18 protein-coding genes are annotated in these 15082 nt (G+C 52.1%); 13 read left to right on the top strand and 5 right to left on the bottom strand.

Translation table 11 applies throughout. From position 1 onward, the window contains the following. The first annotated feature begins 66 nt into the window (after positions 1-66). From AADB16_RS06600 to AADB16_RS06635, 8 genes are all read left to right on the top strand, one after another. Complete coding sequence (locus tag AADB16_RS06600) at positions 67-534, top strand: peroxiredoxin family protein (protein ID WP_309043556.1); 468 nt, start codon at positions 67-69, stop codon at positions 532-534. A 171-nt stretch (positions 535-705) separates the two neighbouring features. Beyond that, positions 706-1440 (top strand): glucose 1-dehydrogenase, encoded by a 735-nt coding sequence (locus AADB16_RS06605; RefSeq protein WP_410802155.1) that lies wholly within the window; start codon positions 706-708, stop codon positions 1438-1440. Positions 1441-1516: 76 nt separating this feature from the next. Next, on the top strand, positions 1517-2635 hold the full coding sequence (locus AADB16_RS06610; RefSeq protein WP_410802157.1) for a hypothetical protein: 1119 nt from the start codon (positions 1517-1519) through the stop codon (positions 2633-2635). A gap of 7 nt (positions 2636-2642) precedes the next feature. After that, positions 2643-3620, top strand: coding sequence for a carbon-nitrogen hydrolase family protein (locus AADB16_RS06615; protein ID WP_410802159.1), 978 nt, complete (start codon positions 2643-2645; stop codon positions 3618-3620). Further along, positions 3617-4744 carry a cell division protein ZapE gene (zapE, locus tag AADB16_RS06620; protein WP_410802161.1) on the top strand — a complete coding sequence of 376 codons (1128 nt, stop codon included), beginning with the start codon at positions 3617-3619 and terminating at the stop codon, positions 4742-4744. The genes AADB16_RS06615 and zapE overlap by 4 nt, the downstream gene beginning before the upstream one ends. 99 nt (positions 4745-4843) lie before the next feature. After that, positions 4844-6145 carry a diguanylate cyclase domain-containing protein gene (locus AADB16_RS06625; protein WP_410802163.1) on the top strand — a complete coding sequence of 434 codons (1302 nt, stop codon included), beginning with the start codon at positions 4844-4846 and terminating at the stop codon, positions 6143-6145. A 59-nt stretch (positions 6146-6204) separates the two neighbouring features. Continuing rightward, entirely contained in the window at positions 6205-7524 is a 1320-nt protein-coding gene (locus tag AADB16_RS06630; protein ID WP_410802165.1) for a hypothetical protein, read from the top strand. Positions 7525-7531: 7 nt separating this feature from the next. After that, positions 7532-7900, top strand: a complete 369-nt coding sequence (locus AADB16_RS06635) for a hypothetical protein (protein WP_410802167.1) — start codon at positions 7532-7534, stop codon at positions 7898-7900. On the opposite strand, the gene AADB16_RS06640 is transcribed toward AADB16_RS06635, so the two are convergent. Both AADB16_RS06640 and AADB16_RS06645 read right to left on the bottom strand, forming a co-directional pair. Next, positions 7892-9034 carry a cytochrome P450 gene (locus AADB16_RS06640; RefSeq protein ID WP_410802169.1) on the bottom strand — a complete coding sequence of 381 codons (1143 nt, stop codon included), beginning with the start codon at positions 9032-9034 and terminating at the stop codon, positions 7892-7894. The genes AADB16_RS06635 and AADB16_RS06640 overlap by 9 nt on opposite strands. A gap of 136 nt (positions 9035-9170) precedes the next feature. Then, complete coding sequence (locus AADB16_RS06645) at positions 9171-10598, bottom strand: PLP-dependent aminotransferase family protein (RefSeq protein WP_410802170.1); 1428 nt, start codon at positions 10596-10598, stop codon at positions 9171-9173. 93 nt (positions 10599-10691) lie between these two features. Between AADB16_RS06645 and AADB16_RS06650 the strand changes: the two genes are divergently transcribed. From AADB16_RS06650 to AADB16_RS06660, 3 genes are all read left to right on the top strand, one after another. Then, on the top strand, positions 10692-11288 hold the full coding sequence (locus AADB16_RS06650) for a pyridoxamine 5'-phosphate oxidase family protein (protein ID WP_410802171.1): 597 nt from the start codon (positions 10692-10694) through the stop codon (positions 11286-11288). 122 nt (positions 11289-11410) lie between these two features. Then, positions 11411-11755, top strand: a complete 345-nt coding sequence (locus AADB16_RS06655) for a PBPRA1643 family SWIM/SEC-C metal-binding motif protein (RefSeq protein ID WP_410802173.1) — start codon at positions 11411-11413, stop codon at positions 11753-11755. Between the two features lie 37 nt (positions 11756-11792). After that, entirely contained in the window at positions 11793-12224 is a 432-nt protein-coding gene (locus tag AADB16_RS06660) for a DUF3010 family protein (RefSeq protein WP_200202745.1), read from the top strand. A gap of 36 nt (positions 12225-12260) precedes the next feature. On the opposite strand, the gene AADB16_RS06665 is transcribed toward AADB16_RS06660, so the two are convergent. Both AADB16_RS06665 and AADB16_RS06670 read right to left on the bottom strand, forming a co-directional pair. After that, the gene (locus tag AADB16_RS06665) at positions 12261-12704 is read right to left on the bottom strand and encodes a YtoQ family protein (protein ID WP_144775306.1); all 444 of its coding nucleotides are present in this window, start codon (positions 12702-12704) and stop codon (positions 12261-12263) included. Positions 12705-12789: 85 nt separating this feature from the next. Continuing rightward, positions 12790-13299, bottom strand: a complete 510-nt coding sequence (locus AADB16_RS06670; protein WP_309043542.1) for an acyl-CoA thioesterase — start codon at positions 13297-13299, stop codon at positions 12790-12792. Positions 13300-13461: 162 nt separating this feature from the next. Between AADB16_RS06670 and AADB16_RS06675 the strand changes: the two genes are divergently transcribed. Beyond that, on the top strand, positions 13462-14415 hold the full coding sequence (locus AADB16_RS06675) for a DnaJ C-terminal domain-containing protein (protein WP_410802176.1): 954 nt from the start codon (positions 13462-13464) through the stop codon (positions 14413-14415). A gap of 15 nt (positions 14416-14430) precedes the next feature. Beyond that, complete coding sequence (locus AADB16_RS06680; RefSeq protein ID WP_410802177.1) at positions 14431-14775, top strand: chaperone modulator CbpM; 345 nt, start codon at positions 14431-14433, stop codon at positions 14773-14775. A 24-nt stretch (positions 14776-14799) separates the two neighbouring features. On the opposite strand, the gene AADB16_RS06685 is transcribed toward AADB16_RS06680, so the two are convergent. Next, a complete protein-coding gene (locus AADB16_RS06685) occupies positions 14800-14973 on the bottom strand; it encodes a DUF6435 family protein (RefSeq protein ID WP_298448746.1) in 174 nt (57 codons plus the stop codon). Positions 14974-15082: the final 109 nt, after the last annotated feature.

Raw genomic sequence — 15082 nt, forward strand, 5'->3', positions numbered from 1 at the left:
AGCGTTGATAGATGTGGGCCACATCCCCGCAGTGACCTGAGGGTGTACATATAGGGAGGCTCGGCCATGCTCGGCACAGGCGTTATTGCTCCGGAATTAACGGTAGCCAGTTGGCTGAATACAAATGAGCCATTGCAGTTGGAAAAGCTGCGGGGGCAGGTGGTTGTACTGCATGCATTCCAGATGCTGTGCCCGGGCTGTGTGACCCATGGATTGCCGCAAGCCGCGGCAATCCATGAGATGTATCGAAGTGATGAAGTGCAGGTGATTGGCCTGCATTCCGTGTTTGAGCACCACCATGTGATGACACCCGATGCGCTCAAGGTTTTCATCCATGAGTATCGGCTGCAGTTTCCCATAGCAATTGACTTGCCCTCCGAGACAGGCCCCGTACCCGTGATGATGCAGAAGCTTAATCTTCAGGGTACGCCTTCATTGGTACTGATTGATAAGGACGGCACTATTCGTTTTACACAGTTGGGACGGGTAAGCGATATGCAGGTGGGGTATATGATTGGGCGTTTGTTGGCGTGAGCTAGGCCGCCGTGGAGTGAAATTACTGTGTTGAGTTTGGCTTTGCTCAGGTGCAAGTTAAATTGAAGCCCCGATTGGTCATGGATAATACCGACGCGGTCTTTCACCCCGTCTGCTATATTGATGTAACTGGCCCTCGTTAATTAAGTTACTGAAAATTAGGGGATTAAGATGGATCGTTTGAAAGGTAAGGTTGCGATTGTGACCGGTGCAGCCCAAGGAATGGGGGCGTCCCACGCCCGCGTTTTTATCAGAGAGGGCGCCAAGGTTGTTTTGACCGATTTGAATGAAGAGAAGGGTCAGGCCTTGGCAGCGGAACTGGGCGAAAACGCTCTGTTTGTGAAGCAGAATGTGACCAGCGAATCAGACTGGGCTCGCGTTGTCAGTACAACTGAGGAGCAGTTTGGACCAGTGGACGTGCTGGTAAATAATGCTGGCATAACGATGGCGAAATCACTTTTGGATACATCTCTGGAAGATTACCGCCGCGTACTGGATATTAACCAGGTGTCTGTATTTTTGGGGATGAAAGCTGTTGTTCCCTCAATGAAAAAAGCCGGCGGCGGCTCGATCGTGAACGTGTCGTCCATCAATGGTTTGGTGGGTGGAGCCATTGGCTATACCGATTCCAAGTTTGCCGTACGCGGTATGACAAAAGCAGCGGCTCTGGAGGTTGCGTCGTCCGGTATCAGAGTGAACTCTGTGCACCCGGGTGTGATAGAAACCCCCATGATTATGCAAGGCGACACCAAAGCCGCTGTTGAAGAGTTCGCGAAACATATCCCCTTAAAGCGCTTGGCTAAATCTGAAGAGGTCTCAAGCCTGATACTGTTTCTGGCATCAGATGAATCAAGCTACTCCACAGGCTCTGAATTTGTAGTGGATGGCGGTATAACCGCCCAGTAAAGATCCGAATGGATTGTTCGAACTGGTACGGGCGATCCCGCCCGGCCAAAGTTTTGAACTTGCAGGAGGTTTTTCTATGTACTACGTAGACATGCCAAGCGCCAAGGAAATTGGCGACCTCAACCTGGTTCGCACTGATGCGGCCATCTCGATATACCTGCCGACTACACCGCTTAGTCGCGAAGTTGAAGCGAGCCGAATCAATCTCGGCAATCTGGTCAAAAAAGCTGTGAGTCAACTGGAGGCCAAAGGCCTGGACAAGCGGCGCATTGCGTTGCTGCAGGAACAGTTTGATGATCTGACGGCCGATCTGGATTTCTGGAGTCATCAGGCAAACAGTCTCGCAATTCTGGCTACGCCGGAGACATTACATACCTACCGGATGGCCAACAAACTAAAAGATATCGTTGAGGTATCTGACCGTTTCCATCTCAAGCCGCTGCTGCGTGCGGTAACTTTCCCGCATACGGCACATATTTTGGCTCTTTCAGAGAACGCAGTGAGATTGATAGAAGTGTCCGCAGACTTGCCAGCGCGAGAGGTCTCAGTGGCGGATATGCCGGAGGATCTTACCTCCGTAGTGGGTGACGCGACCATCAAGAACTACACGGGTACTGGCCACAGGCATGGCGCCCAAGAGCATGGCTCTTATCTGGCACGTTATGTGCGCAGGATCAACAGTGTGTTGCGCCCCGTGCTAATGCGCTCGGACCGCCCGCTCATCCTTGCTTCGGCGAAGCCGTTGGAGGCACTATTTCGGTCCTTGAGCGCAATTCCTGCGCTTCCTGACGCTATTGCCGGCAACCCGGAGCACCTAAGCAATGCGGAGTTGGCAAGCGCGGCAAGGCCGGTGCTGGATGCCCACTACGCGGGCCAGATCAAGGATTTTCACCGGCTGTTCGACGAGCGGGCTGGGCAGAATCGATCAACTACAGACATCTCCGATGCAGCCCGGTTGGCAACGTTTGGTGGAATCGACCGTTTGCTCATTGATATCGACAGCGTGGTCGATGGCTTTGTTGATGATGAAACCGGAGAGGTTGATTTTGGCTCTCACGAAGACGCCACCAGTTATGGGATAATTGATGAAATTGCTGGCCGGGCACTTCGCTCAGGTGCCAAAGTGATGGCAGTGCGTAAAGATGATATTCCGGGCCGCCACGACTTGGCGGTAATCTCACGTTATCCGATTTGATGCTTTTATGAATGATGTTTTGACAACCCGAGTTGCAGCGTTGCAGGTGGATACCTGCATAGGTGACACGCAGTACAACCTGGCCCGCTGCAAGGCTCTGGTTGAAGATGCCTGCCAGGCAGGTGCTCAATGGATTGCGTTGCCGGAGTTCTTTAATACCGGGGTGTCCTGGCAGCCCTCTCTTGTTAACGCCATTGAAGATGAAAATGGCCCTTCTGCACAATTGCTACAAAGCCTTTCCTCCCAGCACAAGGTTGTGCTGGGAGGTTCTTTTTTGTGCCGGCTAGCAGACGGCAGCGTGCGTAACCGGTACCAGTGTTATAACCGCGGCGAGCTTGTTGGGCATCACGATAAGGATCTCCCGACCATGTGGGAGAGCGCCTTTTACGAAGGTGGTGATGCCGGAGATACGGGTGAGCTTGGTGTAATTGATGGTGTTCGCGTAGGCACAGCTGTTTGCTGGGAGTTTTTGCGTACAGCAACGTCCAGGCGTTTGCGGGGCAAGGTGGATGTCATCATTGGCGGCTCCCATTGGTGGAGCATTCCTGAAAATTGGCCGGTGCTTTATTCATGGCTGGAACCCGCCAACCGGGAGAATAGCCTGAAGACCGTGCAAGACACCGCGCGGCTAGTAGGCGCTCCAATTATTCATGCGTCACACTGTAACGATTTTAGCTGCCCCATGCCGGGGTTGCCCTTAACTTATCGTGGGCACCTCGAAGGCCAGGCCGCCGTTATTGATGGCCAAGGTAAGCTGATTGCTCATCGAACATACGAGCAAGGCCCGGGAGTTGTGCTAGCTGAAATCTGCATGCAGGAAATTGAGCCAGCAGCGCCAGTGCCTGATCGATTCTGGCTGCGCCGCCGTGGACTGATTCCAGCATTTTCATGGCATTTACACGGGGTGTTGGGGCGCCGTTGGTACAAGCAAAATGTTAAGGGTAGGCAGCCTTCTGTTGCGACAGTGGAAGCTCCCGCTCAATGAATGCAGGCTCCTCTGTTACTCAGGCTATTCCACCCTACGCAGCCTATCAACAAGCATTAGATTCCGGTTTTAAAAGAGATCCTGCCCAAGATCAGGCTGCCAGAAGTTTGCAGCGCTGCTATGAGGAATTGCAGGCAGGCGCTGGCGATATTCGGGGCGTGTATTTGTGGGGGCCTGTTGGTCGGGGCAAAACCTGGTTAATGGACCGCTTTTACCAAGCGCTAACCGTGCCGGCTCGGCGCCAGCATTTTCATCATTTCATACGCTGGGTACATCAACGCCTGTTTCAATTGACCGGGCAAGAGGATCCTCTCAACCTGCTCGCGCAGGAGTTGGCAGCTGAAGTTCGAGTGCTGTGCCTCGATGAACTGTTTGTCAGCGATATTGGCGATGCTGTGTTGCTTGGAGGTTTGTTTCAGCAACTTTTGGCTCAAGGATTGGTTTTGGTGGCGACGTCCAACCAGCCGCCCGATGATTTGTATAAAGACGGCTTTAACCGTGAGCGCCTGTTGCCGGCCATTGCCGCGCTCAAGGGGCATATGCAGGTATTGAGCGTTGATGGTGGCGAGGATCATCGGCTTCATCCAGGGGAGCTTCGGCAGCGTTATTGGGTTAACCAGCCCCAATCTCTGGAGGCTGCATTTGCTGAATTGCTTGGTGAGAACGAGCAACCGATTAGAGAGCCTGTTGCTCTTGGGCATCGAGAGATCAACGTAGTGCTGCGCAGCGAGCATCTGTTGTGGTGTCGTTATCACGAATTGTGCGAACAGAAGCTGGCGTCCCAGGACTTTATCGATCTGTGTGATCGTTTCTCCCATGTTTTTTTAGGTGATGTGCCACAATTAAGCGGCGGGTCTATGCAAGCCGCAATTGCCCGTGGCACCGAGGATGGAGTAACCCAGGTAGAGGCAGGGGATCGTCAGCTGGCTGCACTTACTCATCAAGATGACGGCGTGCGAAGATTTATCGCTTTGGTCGACGAATGTTACGACCGGGGGATTCCTCTGTATCTGGATGCCGCGGTGCCTCTGAAAGAACTCTATAGCACCGGGGCGCTCGCCTTTCCGTTTCGTCGCACTTTGAGCCGTCTGCAAGAAATGCAGTTACAGCGCTTTGGGCAATGAAGAAAATCAGCCAGACTGTGTTAAATTTACCGGCACAGCAGAGTGCATAACGGTCAATCCCTTTTCTGGAATGCAAGCATATATGTCTAGTGGTAGCCCATGAGAAAGAAAAACATCAAAGGGCAGAGTGCAAATCCCGCCACTATCGCGGGCGAGCAATATCTAAAAACTATTGTGGATAGCACACCCAATATGATGGGTTATTGGGGCACAGATTTACGTTGCAGGTATGCCAATAATGCATTCAGTGCATGGTATGGAATACCACCTGAGGATGTAATCGGCATCCGCTTTCAGGATTTGGTCAGCGAGCAGCTGTTTGCGCTGAATGAGCCTCATATTCGGGCAGTATTGGCTGGCGAGACTCAGCGTTTTGAGCGTACCCTGAAAAAGGCCGATGGTAGCCTTGGTCATATCATTGGCCACTATATTCCTGATTTTGATTCCGATGGCGTGGTCAAAGGGTTTGCCATTCAGGCCAGTGAAGTAACGGTGCTCAAGGAAGTTGAAGCGAAGCTAAAACTGGCTGCTTGTGTGTTCGAGAGCATGCCGGACGGTGTTCTGATTACGGATATTCACGGAACTATCTTGTCTGTAAATCCGGGTTTTATTGAAATTACAGGCTATGCAGAAGAAGACGCTGTTGGCCAAACTCCTCGAATTCTGCAATCAAAACAGCATGACCAAGCCTTTTACGCCGCCATGTGGGAGACGATTAAAGCAGATGGACGCTGGCATGGGGAAATATGGAACCGCCGTAAAGATGGCGAGCTATACCTGCAGCGCATGACGATCAGCATGGTGCCCGATGAGTCCGGTGAGCCTGTGCGCTACGTTTCCGTGTTCAGTGACATTACAACTCTTTGGCGCAAGGACGAACATATAAAGCATCTGGCCTTTCACGATGCCTTAACCGACCTGCCGAATCGCACTCTGTTGATGGATCGGATCGACCAAAAACTACTCAGTGCCGAGAGGGACAAGACCCATTTTGCGCTCATGTTCCTGGATCTTGATGGTTTTAAGCTCGTTAACGATCAGCTTGGGCATCACGTAGGCGATGATCTATTGAAAGATGTGGCGGGCAAGCTGCTTACACTGGTTCGAAGATCCGATACCGTGGCCCGTGTTGGTGGCGACGAGTTCATATTTATCCTCAACTGCCCACAGCAAGAAGGCGAAATTTGCGACGTTGCCAACCGTATCGTCAGCTCAATCAATGAGCCAATAATGGTTCATGGAAAGGCATTCCAAATCGGTGTGTCCATAGGAATTTCGATGTACCCTGCGGATGGCGACACCGCTGTTGAACTCATCAGAAATGCGGACACCGCAATGTATGCCGCGAAAAGCATGGGCAGAAACAATATTCGTTTCTTCTCTGCGCACCGCCATATTTAATAAACAGACCTCCAGGTAGTGCCCGAATGGTTTCCTGAAAGCTAAGGATGTTGTAACGCATGAAGAGAAGTATAAAAAGAGTCGTTGATAATCTTTCCTTTAAGTATGAGTTCTTTTACCTCGTCAAAACTAATAAAAAGAAGGCGATATTTTTCTCTCTCGCGTATCTGGCATTTGTTTTTTACGTTATTTACGAAATATATGATCGCGGCGCGTTCTATGGCTTGGCTTCGAACATATTTACGTTCTTTGTCGATATAGGGATAGTTTTCCTGATAACAGTGTTTTTCCTGGTTGTCAGGTCTCTGCATAATGATGAGAAAGGGCGAATAATTGAAAAAGACAACCTTCAAATAGGCACGGTTGTTCCAATAAATATGAACTTCTCCGAGGTTAAGGTTCAGTTCAACAGACATGACTTTTACAACCAGCCAAGAGAGATTGAAACTCTGTTGAAATGGGTCGATTTTAATAAGGATGATTATTTTAGAACGCACTACGGTTCACTCGATGTTCCGAAATTTTCAATTGACGGTTTGTCGCTTGAATCCGGAATTCTGAAGGTGAACTGCTCAAGTACCTCGTTTTTTGATATTACATTCACTCATTATTTCCCGGATTATCCGCTTTCGAGTAGTGATACAACAACAAAAGTGAACGAGAAAACCCTGAGAAGTCTGCTCTCGGCTGATATTGAAAGACACTATGCATCCAGTGAATTTTCGAAAGTCGGGAGCATGGAGTTTTTCGACTTATTGCCTAACCCCATCGGGATAACGGGCATCGTCGAGATTGCCATCGAAGGGGAAGATCCGTTGTATATTCTTCAGGCCCGACTAAGTGCAGACGCAGCGGCCAAAGATAAAATTCAACATTCTTTTGCCGGCACAATAGACCTGTTCCCGAATTTGTACAGAGAGGATGTGACCTTAAAGGACATGGTTGATACAGAGCTTTTTGATGAGGTTGTGGATCAAACCATAGGTAATAGTGTCAGCCTGAAGGAGTTGGAATCGGATGGGGGAGTACTGCGAGAGAACAAGCTGCTCGGCTTGGTGATAAACCCTCTCTACCTCTATCAGCCAGAGTTCTTTGTGAGGGTTAAATATACGGTTCCTGGCACCTACAGGCATTTGCCTTTGGTGTTGCAGTTAAAGCAAGAGGCTAAGGTTTTCAAAACCTGCTTGAGCAAGGGAAAGTCGTTGCCCAAGAGAAAGGGAAATCTTTACGTGTGCACTCGCGATTGCATGGATTCCCTTGTCGATAATGACAAGATATCGACAAGGAACCTGTTTCCTGTTGGCTTGAACTTGCTGAAACATAGCGAGACATCGACGGAACATGCGCCCCCCGGAATAAATCCGCTACCAACGACGTGAGGCACATATGAAATTCCCCACTGTTACCGTCATTCTGGTTTTGGCTGCTCTGGCATTTGTGCTTTGGGATCAAACCCGCGAGCAGCCACAAGCGGTTGATGCAAGCCGGTTTACCAACCTCCAGGCGAACCCCGTAAAACTCAGCACAACGGTGGATTGGCTGAATACCCAGCTGCCGTCGCTGTGTGAGCAGGCAACAGGCAAGGCAAAGGGGGCTGACGCCAATGCTGCCTGCATTAAGCAGGCAAAAACACGGACCTCAACATGCCGGCGCAGCGTTTATGGCGGCTTTCCGAGCGTTGTAGCGTCAGATGCTGTTTTTCGGGATGTGTCCATTACGCTGATTAACTGCCTTGTGCAGGATGCGTCACCTTAGCACCACCGGCACTCGGTGGTACCCACCCACTGGTGCCACTTCCCGTTCTGGTGGCTCGCCGGGTATCAAATCAATTGCCTGTACTGAAGTGATTATGGTTTGCAGCGCGATGCGCAATTCCCAAGTGGCTAGCAGTCTGCCTGGGCACACGTGCTTGCCGGCTCCATAGAGCAGGTTATTCGCTGCGTTGCCTTCAGGATCAAACCGGCTGTTGTCGAAGACAGATTCATCGCGATTGGCGGATGTCCAGTTCAACTTGATTTTTGCTCCGCTCGGAATATCACGGCCACCGATATGAACGGGGCAGGTAGTTACCCGCCGGTTGGATACGAACGGGTTGTCGAGACGAAGGATTTCATCAATGATCGCTTCTACTTCTGTATTTGAAGCGCCTCGTATCCGCTCAGCAAGCTCAGGATGTTGAACCAGATGGGCGATGAGTACGCCAACACAGAGAGCGATGGAACCCAAATCTCCGCCTGTCCAGTTGCGCAGAATGGAAACCAGCTCCGCCTCTGTCAGTGGGCGCCCATTCACCGTCTCGCGGCACAGTCTTGTAGTCAGATCGTCGGGAGCACTTGCGCCAGCAGCACGCCGAGGCTGGATAACTGAACGAATAATCTCATCAAACTGCTCGGCAACATCTGCCATCAGAACATTGTCGCCAGAGCGGGTGGCGGCATGGTTTGCTTTCATCCATGCCAGCAGTTTTGGCTCTAACTCTGCCGGCCATCCCAGCCAGGCGCACTGGGCGCGAACGGCGAACACGGCACCTATGTCGCTTACAGCATCCAGCACTTCACCCCTCGGTAGCTCCGCCACCAACTGGCGAGCGATGCGTATGAAAACCGGAACGAATGGCTCCACTGCTTCCCGGGTGAGATACCGCTCAATCACATTTCGGTAGAGTGTGTGTTCGTTTCCATCAAGCCCGTTCGGAACTTGCAGATAGCGAGAAACCTGGCTGGAGAAACGCTCGTGGTCCAAGGCAGCAGCCAAAACGTCGGCATGCCGGAGCAGCACCCATTCGCCTTTGATGTTTCTAACAACAGGATGCTTGGGGCGCAGTTCATCGGTGTAGGCCCTCAAATCGCGGCCAACTGCGGACAAATCATCCGGCATGTGGTCTGTCATGTTGACTCCTTTGCCATCAAAATAACTTGCCCTTTCAGCATAAACCCAACGGCTTGAATCAAAAATGCGAAAGGACAAGACCTGACAAAAGTTACACGGATTGCTTCAGGCCTAAGTGAGTTGGCGTCCGAAACCATCACTGCTTTTGCAGGAGCGACTTCAGTGCCAGTACCGCGGCTTTGATCTCGCGCTCGTTGGCGCTGGCAAAGCCCATTACTAATCCGGTTCGGGCTTCCTCCCCAATAAAATGAACGCTCAAGGGTGTGCTGCCAAAGCCCTTGGCCCTGAGCCTTTGGCTGATGTCGGCGTCGTCAAAATCGCCCTCCAGAACCAGATGCATGCCGGCACTCTCCGCCACGGGTGTGACCAGCTCGCCCAGCTCTTCGGACACAAGCTTTTGGAAGTACGTCCACTTCTCCTTATAGAGCTGTCTCATGCGGCGCAGGTGGCGGGTGAACTGCCCGCTTGTGATGAATTCCGCTATGGTCGCTTGAACAAGCAGTGGTGTTTCACCGCCGGTAACTCGCTTGGCCCACAGGAACGCCTCCACCATGGATTCGGGCACAACCAGATACCCAACTCGGAGGCCGGGAAGCAGGGTTTTGCTGAAACTGCCTACGTACAAAACGGGGGTGTTATCGAATAACCCCTGAATAGCGGCGAAGGGTTTGTTGTGAAAGTGGAATTCGCTGTCGTAGTCGTCTTCAACGATCCAGGTCTGATTGCGTTGTGCCCATTGAACCAGTGCCATACGCTGCGCAATATCCAGAATTCCGCCCATGGGATATTGGTGGGTAGGGGTGCAGAACAACAGTTTGGCAGTGCCCATATCCGCGAGTGCATCCACATCCAACACCTGACCCTTCAATGGCACGGGCAATATTGGATTGCCAAAACGCCCCAGCGCGTAACGGGCGCCGCGATAACCCGGGTTCTCACAGAACACCCGATCACCCGCTTGAAGCAGCACATCTGCAATCAAAGACAATGCCTGCTGCGCACCGTTGGTAATGATGATTTGATGCTCGTGGCAGCGCACCCCGCGGGACTCCCGTGCATATTCTGCAACGGCTTTTCTCAGGGGTTGGTAGCCTTGAATGCAGTCGTACCCTCTGAGTAGCCTGCGGCTTTCCTGATGATGCAGGATTCGGTTCCAACTGCGGATCGGGAAGGCATCCAGATCTGGCAGACCCGGCTGAAAGGGCAGGTTGGCGTCTTCCCCTAGCCGCATACTGTGTCTTGGCACGACGGGCAATGGTGGCAGTGGCTCAGCATTACTGGGCGCGTGCGAGGGCGCCTGATCAGGCGTGTTCAGGCTGGCGCGGATGTCCTCATTAACGAATACCCCTTTGCCTGGACGGCTTAGCAGAAAGCCTTCCGATTTAAGCTGGTCATAAACCGCGTTCACGGTGTTTCTGCTCACCCCAAGATCGGTTGCCAGTTGCCTGCTGGATGGCAGTTGGCTGCCGGGAAGGTAACGCTGGTTGATAATCCGCTGGGACAGCTGCCGGTACAGTTGTTGTTGAAGCGGAGTTGCGGAGTCCAAACGAATATCTTTAATCACTTTGGCTGGCCCTACTAAAAATCATAATCTGGATCTTTTGATGGTATCAGATGTTTTCTTTAATAGCGGGGTACTTAACGAAAGGAACCTATAATGTCTTTGAAGGAAACCGACCCCTCTGCCATGTCTTCCCTTTCATGTTGCCCGCGCAGCCAGGTGAAGCGGGCCGCCAAACGTGCAAGCTATGAGCGTGCGGAGGCATACGCGCTGATAGACCGTTTAAAGACGGCCCACGTTGGGTTCGTGGAAGATGGGGAGCCCAGAATTATTCCACTGACTGCGTGGCGGCTGGGGGATGATTTGTATTTGCATAGCTTGAGCGGTGGCCGCGTGTGCAAGCGGCTGGAATCCGGTGCGCAGCTGTGTATTTCTTTTGCAGTAACGGAGGAGTGGGTGATGAGTAAATCGGCCTATCACCACAGCGCAAATTACTCATCACTGGTGCTGTTCGGAAAGGCCCAGCGCGTGCTGGATGACGTTGCATTCGATGAGGCGTTCAAGGCTGTTATCAACCAGCTTTCGCCGGGTCGATGGGATCAGGTGCGCGCGCCCAGTGTCAAGGAGCGTAAAGCAACGGCCCTGTTTCGCGTACCCATTGAAGAAGGTGCGTTTAAAAGCCGGACTGGCGGCCCTAACGAGGAGCCGGAGGATATGGCGCTGCCTGTGTGGCATGGTACGCAAGCGGTGTAGGTTTCAGTATTTCTCTAATCCGCTATATAACCTATCTTGCAAGCATGCTAAAAGATGGCCGTCTCGGTGGCGGCCTTGCTCAATAGCAAATAGCCCCTCTATTAATTCATCAGGGTTTCAGCATGTCTGATAAGTTTTTTTTCAAAGGCCGGCAGGACGCACGGCAGCATCACACGGCCTACGGCGGTTTCAAAACTAACGCCAGTCAAAAAAGCGGTAGCAAGAAGTTTCCACTGCAACTGGTTGTAACCAGTGAGGAGCGCAAGCAAGAGGTTGAGGCGCTGGTGGCTGAAGCCCAGTTGCACGCCGACATTACCGTTGATGCCCGTGAGGATGCCGTTGAATCCATAACGGAGCTTACCGCCATCTTGAATAAGGGCGGCACTGTCACCCAGGCCAAAACGCCTTCCCGAAACGACCCCTGCAGTTGTGGCAGTGGGAAAAAATTCAAAAAGTGCTGTGCCTGATACACAGAAATCCTTATTCACCGAAAAAGGAGTGCCCATGCTTATTTGTGGTGTTGAGCTCAGTGGAAGCGACGCCGTTGTGTGTTTGCTGAGTCTGGATGGTGGGCAGTTCACCCTGCCTGAGAGCAATGTTCGCAGGATCACCCTGAAGAAGAACCACACTCGCAGGGATCTGCAGGAATTTCAGGCGTCTTTTGCGAAATTTCTGGCAGAACACGATGTGAAAAAAGTGGCGATCAAAGAGCGCATGCCCAAAGGCAAGTTTGCCGGTGGTGCCATCAGTTTCAAAATGGAAGCGGCTCTTCAGTTGATGTCGGAGGCGGATGTTGAGGTGGAGTTGCTTTCATCTGCAACCATCAAAGCGACACTGTCTGCCAAGCCGATGCCCATTCCTTTTGCAGCAACAGGGTTGAAGGTGTTTCAGGAGGCAGCGTTTGTTGCTGCCTATGTAGGGCATCTGGCGAAGTAGTCATTGGCTTGACTCTTCGCCAGATGTTTTGAGCTCTTACTGTGCGGTTGTAACGTACTTCAGAATCTCGACCACCTGCTCAGGAGTTTGCGCCCACGCCATGGCGGATGCGTCTACTTCCTTCAGCGGGTGGATAATGTCGTCGTTATGCAGGGTTACATAGGGCGTGCCCATAGCCGCGCAGAAGCCGGCATCAAAGGCTGCGTTCCACTGCTTGTACTTGTCACCAAAACGAATCACTGCCAAATCGCACTGCTCCAGCAGCGTTTTGGTGCGAATGCCGTTTACTTTGGATGACTGGTGATCACGCCAGAATGCCACTTCCGGTTTACCCAGCATGTCGCCCGCTGCATCGCTGGCTTCGTGATTGGTAACAGGCGCAGTAAATTCCACCGGCAAGCCAGCGGCTTCTGCCCCGGCCTGAATCTGCTCACGCCAATCAGTGTGAATTTCGCCAGAGAGATACACTGTCCAGATCATGGAGTTCTCCTAAGTAAAACAGGTAGGGTGGTTTGAATATGCGAGACCCTATCATAGCCCAGCACTCTACAGAATCTCAGCCCGGTTAATCCCTATCGTCATCGGTCACTTTTGCCAGCTCGGCTCGGGTCTTCAGGCGCCCCTCGCGGCGAATCTCGGCGTTCTCAAAACGCTGTCTCTGTTTGGCGTTTTCGGGAATAACGGCAGGCACATCTACAGGTTTGTCGTTCTCGTCCAGCGCCACAAAAGTGAAGAAGGCCGAAAGGATATGTCGTGTTTCGCCAGTGTAACTGTTCTCCGCCACAACCTTGGCGCCGATTTCCATAGATGAGCCCCAACTGCGATTCAGAGCTAAACTGAACAGCAAGGTGTCGTTGCCTTTCGCGGGGGCGCGAAAATGGATGGAATCCACTGCAGCGGTCACACAAACACAGGTGGAATGGCGCTCGGCCACCACCAGTGCCAGGCGGTCGCATTTTGCCATGATCATGCCACCGAACACAGTTTCGTGAGAGTTCATGTCATTGGGGAAAACCTTGTACACGTGCTTCTCAATGGCAGAAGCGGATACGGGCTTGGGTGGCTTGTCAGGCATAAGATCCTTTCTCGATAATGGTATTAAGCTAAGGTTTATAGTGAGGCTACTCATAAGGGTACTACACCCTTTACGAAAGCGCGGGGCTGAGCTTGTATTTCCAGTGTTTGCGCCAATCATATATAACCAGAGAGCAATTTTTAATCAGATGCGAGGAGTTCAATGGACTTCAAAGACTATTACGCCGTGCTTGGTGTGAGCGAGTCTGCCTCCCCCGAGGAAATCAAAAAATCCTACCGAAAGCTGGCACGAAAGTATCATCCGGATGTCAGTAAAGAGGACAACGCCGATGAGAAGTTCAAAGACCTTGGCGAAGCCTACGAAGTACTGAAAGACCCGGAAAAACGCGCGGAATACGATCAGCTTCGAAAATACGGTGCGCAGCCTGATGGATCTTTCCAGCCGCCTCCCGGATGGCAGAGTGCCTCAGGGTTTGGTGGTGGTGGATACACCGATGCAGATTCACGGCAATTCAGCGATTTTTTTGAGCAGATGTTTGGCGGTGGGTCTGGCCCTGGTGCTGGCGGTTTCCGGCAGAGCATGCGGATGCGTGGTGAGGACGTTCATGCACGGTTAGCGCTGTTCCTTGAGGAAGTGTTTAATGGAACCGAAAAGCAGGTTTCCTTTGCGGTGCATGAAGCCGACGAGCATGGCCGTGTTATAGCGCGACAGAAAACACTGAAGGTGAAAATCCCCGCTGGAATGCGCGAAGGCCAGCATTTGCGCCTGAAAGGCCAAGGGTCTCCGGGCTCTGGTGGTGCTGCGCCAGGTGACTTGCTGATAGAGATTGAATTGGCGCCGCACCCATTATTCAGTGTGGAGGGGCGGGATGTGGTTGTGACCGTGCCGGTGGCACCATGGGAGGCAGCACTGGGTGCGACCATCACCGTACCGACTGTGGGCTCAAAGGTGAATGTGAAGGTACCCAAGGGAACCTCATCCGGGCGCAAGCTCCGCCTCAAAGGCAAGGGGCTACCGGGCAAACATCCAGGTGATCAGATCGTTGTGCTGCAAATCGCAATACCGGAGCAGCACTCTGCAGAAGCAGAAAAGCTATACGAGCAACTTGCAGAGGCCGAGAAGGCATTCAACCCACGCAGCAAACTCCATCTGTGAAGGGGAGAGTAAAGGATGAGTGATAGAAACAGTATTCTGACCGTTCAAGTAATGGATGAAAATGGCAGCACCTTTACCCTTCACGAAGTGTGCGAACGAGGTGAGTGTCACGCTGAGTTTGTCATCAAACTGGTGAACTACGGCATTATTGCACCGCTAGAACCGGCTGCAGAGGCGCGCCAATGGTTGTTTGATGTGGCAGCACTCGCCCGGCTGCATAAAGCCAGACGCTTGCAGCGGGACTTGAAGATGAACCTGCCGGGCCTTGCGATGTCACTGGAGCTTCTTGATGAGGTTCAGGACATGCGCCGCGAGGTGGCGCGTCTTAGCCATCAGTTGCAGCAACTGACAGACGAGTAATGTGGTGCGTTGCTAACCCCCGGGTTATCGGTTTTCGTCGAGCGCCTTGATCTCGGCGTAAATCTTTTCTGCCTCCTCCGTTAGGGTGCCGTGGCTCCTCAGATCCCCATTACGCTGCGCCTGCAGCGCTTTCTCCAGCTTTGCTTCGTACGCCTTCTGTAGTTTTTTCTTCGGATCGCCCTTTAGAAATCCCAACATCATCTCTCCTCACTTTTTGGTCAGTGGTCATAACGTTACGCAGGTTCTGTCTGAAAGTTCATAAGTTTTTTGAGTCTTTTTCTGGACAAGTTGTTCGGTTGGGATTAAA

The organism is Marinobacter sp. KMM 10035 (assembly GCF_046537445.1).
In the GTDB taxonomy this organism is placed as follows: Bacteria; Pseudomonadota; Gammaproteobacteria; order Pseudomonadales; family Oleiphilaceae; genus Marinobacter; species Marinobacter sediminicola.

Excerpts from the sequence above, each read along its gene's own strand:
- AADB16_RS06610 (WP_410802157.1), top strand. The coding sequence starts at position 1,517 with ATGTACTACGTAGACATGCCAAGCGCCAAGGAAATTGGCGACCTCAAC.
- zapE (WP_410802161.1), top strand. The coding sequence starts at position 3,617 with ATGAATGCAGGCTCCTCTGTTACTCAGGCTATTCCACCCTACGCAGCC.
- AADB16_RS06615 (WP_410802159.1), top strand. The coding sequence starts at position 2,643 with ATGAATGATGTTTTGACAACCCGAGTTGCAGCGTTGCAGGTGGATACC.
- AADB16_RS06655 (WP_410802173.1), top strand. The coding sequence starts at position 11,411 with ATGTCTGATAAGTTTTTTTTCAAAGGCCGGCAGGACGCACGGCAGCAT.
- AADB16_RS06630 (WP_410802165.1), top strand. The coding sequence starts at position 6,205 with ATGAAGAGAAGTATAAAAAGAGTCGTTGATAATCTTTCCTTTAAGTAT.
- AADB16_RS06650 (WP_410802171.1), top strand. The coding sequence starts at position 10,692 with ATGTCTTTGAAGGAAACCGACCCCTCTGCCATGTCTTCCCTTTCATGT.
- AADB16_RS06680 (WP_410802177.1), top strand. The coding sequence starts at position 14,431 with ATGAGTGATAGAAACAGTATTCTGACCGTTCAAGTAATGGATGAAAAT.
- AADB16_RS06600 (WP_309043556.1), top strand. The coding sequence starts at position 67 with ATGCTCGGCACAGGCGTTATTGCTCCGGAATTAACGGTAGCCAGTTGG.
- AADB16_RS06665 (WP_144775306.1), bottom strand. The coding sequence starts at position 12,704 with ATGATCTGGACAGTGTATCTCTCTGGCGAAATTCACACTGATTGGCGT.
- AADB16_RS06625 (WP_410802163.1), top strand. The coding sequence starts at position 4,844 with ATGAGAAAGAAAAACATCAAAGGGCAGAGTGCAAATCCCGCCACTATC.
- AADB16_RS06685 (WP_298448746.1), bottom strand. The coding sequence starts at position 14,973 with ATGTTGGGATTTCTAAAGGGCGATCCGAAGAAAAAACTACAGAAGGCG.
- AADB16_RS06640 (WP_410802169.1), bottom strand. The coding sequence starts at position 9,034 with ATGACAGACCACATGCCGGATGATTTGTCCGCAGTTGGCCGCGATTTG.
- AADB16_RS06635 (WP_410802167.1), top strand. The coding sequence starts at position 7,532 with ATGAAATTCCCCACTGTTACCGTCATTCTGGTTTTGGCTGCTCTGGCA.
- AADB16_RS06660 (WP_200202745.1), top strand. The coding sequence starts at position 11,793 with ATGCTTATTTGTGGTGTTGAGCTCAGTGGAAGCGACGCCGTTGTGTGT.
- AADB16_RS06605 (WP_410802155.1), top strand. The coding sequence starts at position 706 with ATGGATCGTTTGAAAGGTAAGGTTGCGATTGTGACCGGTGCAGCCCAA.
- AADB16_RS06670 (WP_309043542.1), bottom strand. The coding sequence starts at position 13,299 with ATGCCTGACAAGCCACCCAAGCCCGTATCCGCTTCTGCCATTGAGAAG.
- AADB16_RS06675 (WP_410802176.1), top strand. The coding sequence starts at position 13,462 with ATGGACTTCAAAGACTATTACGCCGTGCTTGGTGTGAGCGAGTCTGCC.